This is a genomic window from Vibrio sp. FE10 (genome assembly GCF_030297155.1).
GTDB lineage: Bacteria > Pseudomonadota > Gammaproteobacteria > Enterobacterales > Vibrionaceae > Vibrio > Vibrio apostichopi.
In genome coordinates this window covers 2062838-2075419 of sequence record NZ_AP028068.1, presented here as the reverse complement: position 1 = coordinate 2075419, position 12582 = coordinate 2062838, and the positions used below count along the sequence as shown (strand labels likewise).

At 43.4% G+C, this 12582-nt stretch carries 12 protein-coding genes; 6 read left to right on the top strand and 6 right to left on the bottom strand.

The features are described from left to right. Positions 1 to 7: 7 nt before the first annotated feature. From QUF19_RS25865 to QUF19_RS25840, 6 genes are all read right to left on the bottom strand, one after another. Positions 8 to 559, bottom strand: coding sequence for a F0F1 ATP synthase subunit delta (locus QUF19_RS25865; RefSeq protein ID WP_009844933.1), 552 nt, complete (start codon positions 557 to 559; stop codon positions 8 to 10). 11 nt (positions 560 to 570) lie between these two features. Beyond that, positions 571 to 1041 carry a F0F1 ATP synthase subunit B gene (locus QUF19_RS25860; protein ID WP_171307887.1) on the bottom strand — a complete coding sequence of 157 codons (471 nt, stop codon included), beginning with the start codon at positions 1039 to 1041 and terminating at the stop codon, positions 571 to 573. Between the two features lie 54 nt (positions 1042 to 1095). Then, positions 1096 to 1332, bottom strand: a complete 237-nt coding sequence (gene atpE, locus QUF19_RS25855; RefSeq protein ID WP_004730405.1) for a F0F1 ATP synthase subunit C — start codon at positions 1330 to 1332, stop codon at positions 1096 to 1098. 46 nt (positions 1333 to 1378) lie between these two features. Further along, the gene (gene atpB, locus QUF19_RS25850; protein WP_286301164.1) at positions 1379 to 2149 is read right to left on the bottom strand and encodes a F0F1 ATP synthase subunit A; all 771 of its coding nucleotides are present in this window, start codon (positions 2147 to 2149) and stop codon (positions 1379 to 1381) included. Between the two features lies 1 nt (position 2150). Then, positions 2151 to 2552, bottom strand: a complete 402-nt coding sequence (locus tag QUF19_RS25845) for a hypothetical protein (RefSeq protein ID WP_004730409.1) — start codon at positions 2550 to 2552, stop codon at positions 2151 to 2153. Between the two features lie 811 nt (positions 2553 to 3363). Next, a complete protein-coding gene (locus tag QUF19_RS25840; protein ID WP_019823356.1) occupies positions 3364 to 4248 on the bottom strand; it encodes a LysR family transcriptional regulator in 885 nt (294 codons plus the stop codon). Positions 4249 to 4405: 157 nt separating this feature from the next. On the opposite strand from QUF19_RS25840, the gene QUF19_RS25835 reads away from it, so the two are divergent. The 6 genes from QUF19_RS25835 (at position 4406) to QUF19_RS25810 (ending at position 12325) form a co-directional block, all read left to right on the top strand. After that, positions 4406 to 4804: a RidA family protein gene (locus QUF19_RS25835; RefSeq protein WP_004730412.1), complete on the top strand. Its 399-nt coding sequence runs from the start codon at positions 4406 to 4408 to the stop codon at positions 4802 to 4804. Between the two features lie 199 nt (positions 4805 to 5003). Further along, the gene (locus tag QUF19_RS25830) at positions 5004 to 6464 is read left to right on the top strand and encodes an aldehyde dehydrogenase family protein (protein ID WP_286303311.1); all 1461 of its coding nucleotides are present in this window, start codon (positions 5004 to 5006) and stop codon (positions 6462 to 6464) included. A gap of 210 nt (positions 6465 to 6674) precedes the next feature. After that, on the top strand, positions 6675 to 7670 hold the full coding sequence (locus tag QUF19_RS25825) for a membrane dipeptidase (RefSeq protein WP_029222845.1): 996 nt from the start codon (positions 6675 to 6677) through the stop codon (positions 7668 to 7670). A gap of 231 nt (positions 7671 to 7901) precedes the next feature. Next, the gene (locus QUF19_RS25820; protein ID WP_286301157.1) at positions 7902 to 9497 is read left to right on the top strand and encodes a BCCT family transporter; all 1596 of its coding nucleotides are present in this window, start codon (positions 7902 to 7904) and stop codon (positions 9495 to 9497) included. A 279-nt stretch (positions 9498 to 9776) separates the two neighbouring features. After that, complete coding sequence (locus QUF19_RS25815; RefSeq protein ID WP_286301154.1) at positions 9777 to 11591, top strand: hypothetical protein; 1815 nt, start codon at positions 9777 to 9779, stop codon at positions 11589 to 11591. Next, a complete protein-coding gene (locus tag QUF19_RS25810) occupies positions 11588 to 12325 on the top strand; it encodes a DUF3726 domain-containing protein (RefSeq protein WP_102435007.1) in 738 nt (245 codons plus the stop codon). The genes QUF19_RS25815 and QUF19_RS25810 overlap by 4 nt, the downstream gene beginning before the upstream one ends. Positions 12326 to 12582: the final 257 nt, after the last annotated feature.

The window sequence follows — 12582 nt, the reverse complement described above, 5'->3', positions numbered from 1 at the left end:
TTGTTACCTATCTCGCGTGAAGTTGATGAGCCAAACGGTTAATTGATGTGTTCAAAGAACCATCGATGACGGTTTCACCCGCCTTGATTACGATCCCGCCAACCAGCGAGTCATCAATAACCTGTTCCATTTCAACCTGACGCTCTAATTTCTTCTCAAGTGCAGCAGTGAGTGATGTAACTTGATCTTGTGTAAGCAATTCTGAACTGGTGACAGTGACAGGAATTACACGTTCATGTTCGTCCTTTAGGTCGCTGAACAAGTTAAACAAGTCTCTGATCACGGCAAGACGGCCATTCTCAGCCAAGACTTTGATGAGATTAATGACGTGGTCATCAACAAGTCCTTGGCAAACGTGAATGATGAGATTGACCAGTTCTTCAGATTGCTGTGTGTGAACACCTTCTGCTGATGAAATCTGTTTAGCGATCGTTTCTTCTTCCGCTACCGTCACAAGAATGGACAGCATTGAGTGCCACTCTTGTAACTTGTTTTCACCTAAAGCAAAGTCGAACGATGCTTTAGCGTAGGGATGAGCAATATTGGTGTAATCTGACATATTGCCTCCGTTTAGAGTTCGCTTATCATTTGATCAACTAACGCTCGGTTCGTTTCAGAATCTAGGTTTTTGCTGATCAATTTCTGTGCACTTTGAATAACAGCGTCTGCCATATCCGCCTGAAGTTCACGGCGTAACTTTTGACGTTCGCCTTCTAGTTCAGCTCTACCTTGCTCTAAGATGCGTGCCTTTTCTTGCTCGCCTTCTTGGTGAGCTAAGGTGATGATTTCGTTGCGGCGTTTTTTACCTTGCTCAATCAGTTCGGTCACATTTTTTTTCGCATCTGCGACGATTTGTGCGCCATTTGATTTTGCTAGTTCTAGCTCTTTCGCTGCATTCTCTGAGTGGCGTAAACCATCAGCAATTTCTTTTTGGCGCTCGTCTAACATCGCGGTGAGAGGGGGCCATACATATTTCATGCATAGCCAAACAAAAATCACGAATGAGATTGCTTGACCAAACATGCTGGCATTTAAATTCATACCTTCCTCACTAAATCTTGATTATTTACAAATCGATCTTTTCAAAGCTTTTAATTAAGCAACGGCAAAGATGATGTATAGACCGATACCAACACCGATCATCGGTACAGCATCAACAAGGCCCATCATGATGAAGAATTGAGTACGAAGCATTGGAGTAAGGTCTGGTTGGCGAGCAACACCTTCAAGGTATTTACCTGCTAAGTTACCAATACCAGATGCCGCGCCTGCTGCACCTAAACCGATCAGTAATGCACCTGCTACATATAAAACTGCGCTTACGATATCCATTTGTATCTCCGATAAATAATTTGTTGGTTAATTTTTTAGTTATTAATTAATGGTGTTCTTCTGTTGCCATTGCTAGATAAACAACGGTCAGTACCATAAATATAAATGCTTGTAAGAATACGATTAATATGTGGAATAAGGCCCATGGAACACTCAGTGCCCATTGCATCCACCATGGCATTAATGCAATAAGGATGAATATCATCTCGCCTGCATACATGTTTCCGAATAATCGTAAGCCTAGTGATATTGGCTTTGAAATTAATGTTATTAATTCAAGAACCAAGTTAACAGGATATAAAAGAGGGTTATCAAATGGCTGAGTAGTAAGCTCTTTGATAAAGCCTTTCAAACCTTTATTCTTAAACGTATACGTTAACAGTAGAATAAACACACCGAGTGCCATCGACATTGGGATATTCACATCCGCTGTCGGTAGATCTCTAAAGTGTTCTAAACCTATTGCACGAGTTAACCCTGGTATTAAATCAATTGGTAATAGGTCGACTGCATTCATTAACAACACCCAAACAAAAGTGGTTAATGCCAGTGGCCCTATTAATTTATCCTCCGCTTGAAAAATCTCTTTGACTAGGTTGTTAACGAAATCAAAGATAAGCTCGATAAAACATTGAAAACGACCTGGAACACCGCTAGTGCCCTTGGTCACTACATATCGAAACGCTCCAATAAACAATAAACCCGTAATCCAAGATACCAACATTGAGTCAATGTTGAACGCCCAGAAACCATCACCTGTAGTTAAGAAGGTTAAGTGATGCTCTATGTATTCGTGAGCGGTAGTGACTTGATCCATACTACACGTACTCCGATCTTGTAGAGGCAGTAATAAATGGTGTTAAGAAGTACCCAATCATTGTGAAAATATACGCGTATAATATTACTGGGTTATCCAATTTAAAAAACTGGAATGCCAAGATAAACATTAAGAATGTATAGGTTATTTTCACGACACGACTCATTTGCATTAAGTCACGTAAACTATAATTAGGATTCTTGTGCACCTTAAGGCTTGCATATATAAAACCAAACAGCGGTGGTAACATCGCGATTACGACACCCAAAGCTGAAGACTCCATATCTACTTTATTACCAAAAAACACTTCATATAAAACTACACCGACGGCTAATACTATTTGGCAGAGAACAACTCTTTTAGCAGCAACAAGGATGTCGCTACTTATCCCATTAAGCCTCATAATAAAACCCTATATTTAACAGTGTAAGTTAATATAAAACACAGTTTGAATATGTTTTGTTACTAGCACTTACTTGTTAATAGCAATTTGACTTGTTAATAAACCTTTACTTGTTAACAAAGAAATAATCTTTCTGGCTTTATATCTCCTGACGAAATTAAACGAAATAAACTGACTCGCTATCGTTTCGACAAAATATAAACTACGCCTAAAATTATGTGATCAAAACGACAAATATCGACATCAATAATTCCATTTTTGAAATGAGTGTTTTCCATTTATGAAAGTAATAGTTCGATTAGAATATTCATGAGAATTTAAGATGTTTTATTTTCTAGGGCAGGAGGGGATTTTCAGTAGAATTTAGAGGGTTAATTGGGCCGCTTACGATCTTATCAATTAAGACTATTCAAACACTTACAATCAATTCTAAATAAATTACAGAGCGTCATTCCGGTAGCCGCTGGCACCGTTTTAACCACTGATGTAAGCCTTTGTTTGTTGAGTAATTTATCTATACGGCGTTCTCTATCGAAAATAAAATATTTTTTGATTTGTTTGTCACACAGCCATAAATCATGCTTTGAAACGGCTAAATGGTCACTTAAGAAAGAGATTCTGGGAATCATTCAGCCCCAAATATGGATGTACAGAGCTGAAAATCGGCGCTAAAACTTATGATACAAAGATACAAAGATACAAAGATACAAAGATACAAAGATACAAAGATACAAAGGCCAAACGTGGAGCTAAATCGAAGGTCATGCTCCACCATGGGCCTTATAAAGGAAGCGAACTTAATCAGCTTCCTTTATGAGTCTTCATAACTTAGGTACTGAATACACAAATCGTGAAAGGCTTGTGCTTGTGGCGATATCGTACGGTCAGCCAACCTGAAAATACCGATCTGGCGCTGTAAAGGCGGATCAATCAATGGAATCCACACCAAGCGGGTTTCATTGGTTGGGAAAGCCAGTTTAGGTAGTGTGGTCACGCCTATCCCGAGCTCTAACACCGAAAACAGCGAAGTAATGTTCTCTACTGAATACAGAGCTTGTTCACTGAGCATTCGTGCGGGTGTTGGGTCAAGTAGGGTACAAGTACCATTGCGAATGAAGGGTTGTTTTAACAAAGTTTGCCATTCGATTCCCTCTTTTTGAGAGGCGATAGGGTTGTCTTTGAGGCAGACCACACCTATAGGATCGGAAAGTAAAGGCGTGAAGTCGATGCTCTCTTCTTCTAAATGGGAGCTATTTCCGAGGGCAACATCCACCTCTCCAGACAGTAGTCTCGCTTCCACACCTGCCGCATTATCATCAATCAAGCTGACTTCTACATTAGGGTACTGCTCACAAAAAGCCCCTAAGACACTAGGGATTAATTTTGCAGCGACCGATGGCACGCTCGCTATTCGAACTCTTCCTTGTTGTCCTGCCGCGGCTGCGCGCAGGTCATTGTCTAATGCTTTGTAAACATTCAGGAATTGAATGATTTTTGGGAGGCATATTTCCCCGAAAGGTGTCAGCGTTGATTTGTTGCCTGTTTCAAACAGTGGCTGACCAAGTATTTTTTCTAGCTCTTTTATTGACGTAGAAAGTGCCGCTTGCGATCGATTCGCACGGTGAGATGCTGCTCGAAATCCGCCTTCTTCGACCACTAAAACGAAATGTTTTAACTGTTGTAGCTTAATACTCATGGCACTGATCCTTCTCTAGCCCTTGCTATACCTTACTTTTTGAAAGGTGATAGATTTTATTTATCAAATGCACAAAATTTACCGTTAGATTTATCAGTCGTCAAGGTGCAGTATTTAACCATCTTGAAACATAGTTGTTACAAAGTTGGATGGAATCGTGAACGCACAAACTAAAAAACACCCAGTAAAAACCGAGCTTTTTGCTTCAAAAGCACCACTAGAGTGGGCAATCGTTAATAACGGCACTCTATACACAGCGCAGATTCCAATTGATGAAACTGGCGCAGTAGTAGAAGGCGGTATTGAAGCGCAAACGCGTCAGACTTTTAACAACCTTGTTCATACGTTGGAGTGTGCAGGCGAATCGATGGATTCAGTGCTGCAAGTTCTGATTTACGTGACAGACCGTGAATATCTAAAAACGGTAAATAGCGTATACGGAGAATACTTCAATGCACCTTATCCAAACCGTGCTGCGGTCGTCGTTGCAGGGTTAGCAAGAGAAGAGATGCTGGTCGAGTTCGTGGTTTATGCATCGGCGTCTCAACCTGAATAATCAGACTGTGAACTAAAGCTATTTGCGGATCAAAACTCTTTTGAATTGAAGTGGTTTATTGATACAAGCGACGTGGTTCACTTTAGAAACAAAATATACATCTTATTTTAGCAATTAATTACCTGAATATTAACAGTTTATTAATTAACCAGATGGTTGCCAGACTCAACCGCAACCTAACCGTTACAAGGACAGAATGATGACTCAATTACAGAATGTTCAAGCAGAAAACGCACTTTACATTGGCGGCGAATGGCAAGCGGGTGTAAGCACCGTTGCGAACATTAACCCATCAGATATTTCTGAAAACATCGGTAACTTCGCACAAGCAAGTGCTGACCAAGTTCAACAAGCGATTTCAGCGGCGAAGCACGCTCAACCAGAGTGGGAAAAAACGCCGATTGAACGTAAGCAAGCGGTACTTCAAGCGATTGGTGATGAGCTGATTGCACGTTGTGACGAGCTGGGTACTTTGCTTTCTCGTGAAGAAGGTAAGCCTTTTGCTGAAGGTCGTGGTGAGATTTATCGTGCAGGTCAGTTCTTCCAGTACTTTGCGGCTGAAGTGCTTCGTCAAATTGGCGATAACGCAGAATCAGTACGCCCTGGCGTTTCTGTAGAAGTGACTCGTGAAGCGGTGGGTGTTATCGGCATCATCTCTCCTTGGAACTTCCCGACAGCAACTGCAGCTTGGAAAATCGCTCCAGCATTGGCTTTCGGTAACAGCGTTATCTGGAAACCAGCAAACCTAACACCAGCAAGTGCCGTTGCGTTAACTGAGATCATCCACCGCCAAGGCATGCCAGCAGGTACGTTTAACCTTGTTCTAGGTAGCGGTTCTAAAGTAGGTGATGCACTGATCAACTCTAAAGATGTGAACGGTGTGAGCTTTACTGGTTCTGTTGATACAGGTCGTAAGGTTGCGGCTGCTACAGCGCCAAACTTCGTTCGTTGCCAACTAGAGATGGGCAGTAAGAACGCACTTGTGGTTGCTGATGATGCTGATATCCAAACAGCTGTTGATGCGACTATCGCAGGTTCGTTCTCTGGCGCGGGTCAAAAATGTACAGCATCTTCTCGTCTAGTGGTAATGGATGGCATTCACGATCAATACGTTGAAGCACTAATCAAACGCATGAGCGAACTTAAAGTGGGTCACGCACTAGAAGACGGCGTATTCATGGGCCCTGTTGTTGACGGCAACCAGCTTGAAGCAAACCTAGGTTGGGTTGAGAAAGCACGTCAAAGTGGCGGTGAACTGGCATTTGGTGGCGAACGCCTAAGCATGAAACACGAAGGTTTCTACATGTCTCCAACGCTGTTCTTAAACACTAAGAACGATTGGGAAGTGAACCAAGAAGAAGTGTTTGCACCAATGGCAAGCGTGATTCGTGTCGCTGACCTAGAAGAAGCTATCGCGACAACCAACGATACTCGCTTTGGCCTAACGGGCGGCATCATTACTCAAAGCCTACGTACTAGCGCAATGTTCAAGCAACAAGCGCAAACAGGTTGTGTGATGGTGAACCTACCAACAGCAGGCACAGATTACCACGTACCGTTTGGTGGTCGTAAAGAGTCTAGCTTCGGTCCTCGTGAGCAAGGTCAATACGCGAAAGAGTTCTACACAGTGGTGAAGACAGCTTACCAGCGTCCTTACTAAGCAACTTTCTATATAAGAATTGGATAGCTGAAGATATTAAGTCTCTAGCTATCCAGCTATCGAATTGGCCTGATTCACAGAGTCAGGCCAACATCCAAACCAAAGCAGCAAACGAAATTAGACAAGTGATTTAACCCATTTTTGAAAACATGTTATTTGAGCGTGTTTTCAAAACCGAGCTAGAACACTGAGCTTTCAATAGGAGTGGTTATGTACCAGCAACGGATTGTTATAGATGGATTGCAATACTGCAATTGGAACAGAGAATATTTCCAAACACTAAAGGCGAGCGGCATTACAGCAGTTCACGCTACCGCGGTTTACCACGAGACAGCTCGTGAAACCTTATCTCGCTTTGCAGAATGGAACTTAAGATTCGAGCAGAATGCAGACATTATCATGCCGATTCATTCAATGGCTGATGTTGAAACTGCAAAAGCGACAGGCAAAGTCGGCATTTTTTTAGGTGCTCAAAACTGTTCTCCAATCGACGATGAGATTGGTCTTATCGAAGTGATGCGTCAGCAAGGTCTTTTGATCATGCAATTGACGTACAACAACCAGAGCTTATTGGCGACGGGTTGCTACGAGAAGAACGACACCGGTATTACTCGCTTTGGTAAGCAAGCAATCGAAGAGATGAACCGAGTGGGCATGATCATCGATATGTCTCACAGTGCCGAGCGTTCAACGCTTGAGGCGATTGACTTGTCTTCTCGTCCTATTTGTATCAGCCATGCGAACCCAACGTTTGCTCATGATGCACTACGAAACAAATCAAACGATGTGATTAAAGCCCTAACCGCACGCGGTGGCTTAATCGGATTCAGCTTATACCCATTCCACCTACCAAATGGCAGCCAATGTACGTTGGAAGATTTCTGCCAAATGGTTGCGACTACCGCTGACATGGTTGGCGTAGAACACCTAGGTATTGGTAGTGACCTATGCTTAAACCAACCTCAAGCCGTTCTTGAATGGATGAGAAATGGTCGTTGGTCTAAAGCCATGGACTACGGAGAAGGCTCTGCGAACAACTCAGGTTGGCCAGATGCGTTGCCTTGGTTCTGTGGTAGTGCGGGTATGGAAAATATTTATAACGGATTGATGCGTCATGGTTTCAGTGAGTCTGAAGCTGGGCAAGTCTTGGGAGAAAACTGGTTTAACTTCTTGAAAGATGGCCTAGAGCCTCAAAGCAAGGGTTAAGCGCTTTCTCACTAGTAATCATCGAATTAGCAGCCTTCTAATTAACGTTCATTTAGAAGTGCTGTTTTAACTAATTTCACTATTCAAAAGGAACAACGGTCTATTTCGCAACGCGGTAACCCAAACATGGATTAGCCTGCCCAACACAAAAAACAATAGGGCAGGTGTTAAATACACCTCTTGTAGTCATCATTAAAATGACAGCTGCAAAGAAACCTCTGGAGTCAGAGTATGTCTGATTTAACCAATAGCGTGAAATCTTCAAACGTAAATGCGGGTCAAGCAAACACAGCAAGCAAAAAACCTAAGTCTGAATCTACTTCAGACAAGTTAGGACTAACCAACCCAGCACTTTGGTACAGCGGCGGTTTTATCGCTCTGTTCGTAACGCTTGCTTTGTTTGATGGGGAGCTACTCTCTACATTAGTAAACACGGGCTTTGCATGGTCTGTAAAAGTGTTCGGCCCTTATTGGCAAATGCTTCTTCTTCTGACTTTTCTTATTGGTCTTGGCCTGGCGGCAGGGCGAACAGGCAAGGTTATCCTAGGCGGCATCGCGAAACCTGAAATGGATGGCTTCCGTTGGATGGCTATCATCTTCTGTACGCTACTTGCGGGCGGCGGTGTATTTTGGGCGGCAGCAGAGCCTATCGCACACTACGTTAACCCACCACCGTTGTATGGCGCACAAGAAAACGCACAACAAGGTGCGGTGAATGCTCTATCACAATCATTCATGCACTGGGGTTTCCTAGCATGGGCAATTGTGGGCAGCTTAACGTCTATCGTGGTTATGCACCTTCACTACGACAAAGGCTTGCCTCTTAAACCTCGTATTTTGCTTTACCCAGTTTTGGGCGAAAGAGCACTAAAAGGCCACACCGGCGCACTGATTGATGCATGTTGTATTGTCGCTGTAGCGGCGGGTACTATCGGCCCGATTGGTTTCTTAGGCTTGCAAGTCAGCTACGCACTGAATGAACTGTTTGGTATTCCAGATGGCTTCACAACACAGCTAATCATCATCTTGTTCGCTATCGTGCTTTACACATTGTCTGCATTAAGTGGTCTTAACCGCGGAATGCAAATGCTAAGCCGTTACAACGTAATTTTAGCAATGGCATTGATGGTCTACATCCTTATCTTTGGTCCAACGAACTTCATCTTTAATGGCTACATCCAAGGTGTAGGCAGCATGATAGATAACTTCATCCCAATGGCAACATACCGTGGTGACGAAGGTTGGTTAAGCTGGTGGACAGTGTTCTTCTGGGGTTGGTTCCTAGGTTACGGCCCAATGATGGCAATCTTCATCGCTCGTATTTCACGCGGTCGTAGTATTCGCCAATTGGTATCAACCATTAGCCTTATTGCACCGTTTGTAACTTGCTTCTGGTTCACTATTGTTGGTGGCTCTGGTCTTGCGTTCGAAATCGCAGATCCAGGCAGCGTAAGTAAAGCGTTCGAAGGCTTCAACTTACCAGGCGCGCTACTGGCGGTAACTCAGCAGCTACCTATGCCAATGCTAATTTCTATTTTGTTCTTGATCTTAACCACGATCTTCATCGTAACGACGGGTGACTCGATGACTTACACCATCAGTGTGGTTATCAGTGGTGAGACAGAACCTAATGCAATTATTCGTACTTTCTGGGGTGTGATGATGGGGGTAACAGCGTTAATTCTGATTTCCCTAGGTTCAGGCGGTATTTCTGCGCTGCAATCGTTCATTGTTATCACAGCGGTACCGGTGTCCTTAATCTTACTGCCATCGCTTTGGAATGCGCCTCAAATCGCAATCAAGATGGCGAAAGAACAAGGTTTCTAAAGAACAGGCTCTTTAAAGAGCAGAGTTTTTAAAGAAAAGGGCTCTGTAAGACAAGAGCTCTGTAAAACAAGAAACTGATTAAATAAGAACAAATCAGCCTTCGAAAGAAGGCTGATGCAAAAATTCCGAAAGGAACAGCAAACCCGTACTGGTGAAGATACATCGGACGGCAAAGTATTTAGGTCAATCGATCTAGTCAGGACAAATAATAAGGGGCGAGCTCGCTTGCCCCACATAACGTGAAAGCTAACCAGCATACTGTAACAACGAATGCTTAAAATGACGGCAACGATCGGTTCTGAATGGCTAGCAAAATCCTATAACTATAAGGTGGTGAGCAAAATGGATGCACATCGTTCTACCTACACTGAATCAGCATTACGTGACGCAACAGTCGTCATGGCACCGGAAAGGCTAGGTGCTATGCACCAAACACGCATCAGCTTCGTAAGAACTCTGATTCGTAAAATGGCGCAGCAAGAATGGAAAGTGACTAAGCATGAGTGGCAATTAGACGCTCAAGGTTTTGGTCACGTTATCTATAAGCTAGCGACGCCAAACCATGTTTATCATTTGGTTGTTTTTTGCGATGAAATTGCAGACGACGAACGAAATGACCGTGTAATTGCTGAAAAGTGGGACGTAACGTTTGCGCTTGTTCTTGGTGATGTTGATGTCACCCTACTTGAAAGACTTCGTGCGAATGTACCGCTTCAAGAAGCAGGCCGTAACCCTAACAATGTGCTTGTTTTAGCGCGTGCTAATAAAAGTGTACGTGTGTTTGAACATATCGTTAGTCACTTGGCTAAAGGTGTTCAACCAACACCTAAAGAATTGGCTGAAGTGGGCTACATCCTACGAACCACTGCAGTTTACGGTAATGGCAAATTTGGCATTGCTGACTTCAAAATTTTAGAAAAAAATGAAGATTTTAATCAGTCGTTCAGTGCACAAATGTGTGCGGTTTATATGCTGCGTGAGTTCAGTCTAGATTGGGTTCATTACCTAGCAGAACAACAAGGCGGCGAACAAGCGATTGCTTTGCACCGTGGATTACAACGCTACCTAGGCGTTGGTAACGCGACAGGCTTAGGCATGGCGCCATACCTGATTAACCACCCAAGTATTGTCGATCAGTGGATGACAACCCGTGAGCATGCATTGGCGGACGTGTTGTCCAGTCAGACAGATACGGCGTTGATTGAGCCACTACGTACATTAGTTAAAAAAGCGATTTGTCATTTAGAACAAGTCGTTACCATCAATGAAACACAACAAGAGCTGAACAAAGCCGCTGTTGATGATTTGAAAGCAACAGAGCAATCGCTAGAAACGTCTGTCAGCCAGTGTGATACATGGGCGCAGTTAGTCGAGCAATCTAAGCAAATGAGTATGGAAGCCCAAGAAATCCTTATCTCATGTTTGATGGAATTGTACCCAGAATTAGTGGACGCCCATCAAGAGCAAATGAATTGCAGCGAAACACTGTCGCTTCCTAGTGGCAAAAAGATTCAAGATCTTCTGGTTGTATTAGAAGAAAAGTACCGTTGGGCGATCACGACCGACTTTACGAAAGCAGAGAACAACTACTGGTTCTGGTATCGCTCTCAAGACAAAGAAGAGCCAAGACTCGGTGTTCGAGGTGAAGAGTTAGGTGAAGAGCGTGAATTGCCGTTAGATATCGGTCGTCAAGCTTACCGTTTGTACCATGCTTTATTGCAATTCGCGCCAGAGCTTTCATTGGCTGAATTCCTTGTTAAACAGCCGCAGCATCGTGCAATCGCGCGCCGTGTGTGGACGCTGGGTAACAAAGCGATGGGCGACATTCAAATGAATGTGCTGCACCAAGATTCACCACCAATGCACTTACTGCGTTGTAAGCTAGCGATGTTTGGTGCGACTAAGTTTGACCCTCGCTCAGATCGCTGGGTACGAGTGACGTTTTTCCAAGGTGCGCCATTGCTTGATGAGATTCATCAGGACGAATGGGTGTTCCCAGTCTTACCAAGTGAAGCACCAAGTGAAGCGGAGATGGCTGACTCACAAAAAGCTACTACACATATCAACGCTCAACATGGAGGTAAATCGTTATGATCGTTTCTCACAATGAACTGGTAGCGGCCGTCAATAAAGCCTTTTTGGGGATGCGTCGTACATGTGGTGAAGCCGATGTAATAGCGAACATGGTGGCAGATTTACAAATGGTCGGTTTGGATGGAGTTCGTCATTTTAACAATGCGAGCAACTTTATGGGTCTTGAAGACGATTGCCCTGTAGACATTCAAGTGAGCAGCGATAATACCGTTGAAGTTGACCTGCACAAGGCGAGCTTAGCGTGTCATCTTCCCGTGATTATGGACTATTCGATTGAAAAAATGGTTGGTAAGAAGACACTGAAAATTGAGCTAAACAACTGTCACAACCGTTGGTTAGCGTACAGCGAGCTTGTGAAACTGGCCGCGAAAGGCATCGCGTGTACCGCACGTTGGGATAATGGTTCTAACCCCAAGAGCACTTTGTATGTTCTTAATCGTGGTTGCGTTGCTCCAGAACTGTTTTTATCAGATTTGCCACTGGCATCGGACGAACATATCCACAATATGACCATCGAACTTTCCGTCCAGGATTTCGATATCGAACGTTTGTCAGATGGCTACCAAACACACATTGAATCGGAAGCGCTTTTTAAAACTCAAGAGAAAGCGTGGAACGATGGCATTGAAGTTGATGATGGAGAGTGGGCCGCGTTGAAAGAGACTGCGACAGCTATCCTTGTCGAAAGTAGCCAACGTTCGACTCAAGGTGCAGGTGAATTGACGGCTTCGTAGTCGCTAGATTCGCTTAATTTGATAGATTTGATAGATTTGATAGATTTGATAGATTTGATAGATTTGTTAGAACGAATAGATTCGATAGATTTGTTAGAACGAATAGATTCGATAGATTAACGGCAAATAAGCCAGTTAGTTTATCAACCCAGATAAAACCAAAGAGCTTAACGTATCCTCACCTCGTTAAGCTCTTTTTATTTGCCTCACGCTTTTGGTTTACTTCACTTCATTCTTTTGGCTTCTCGCTGGATAAA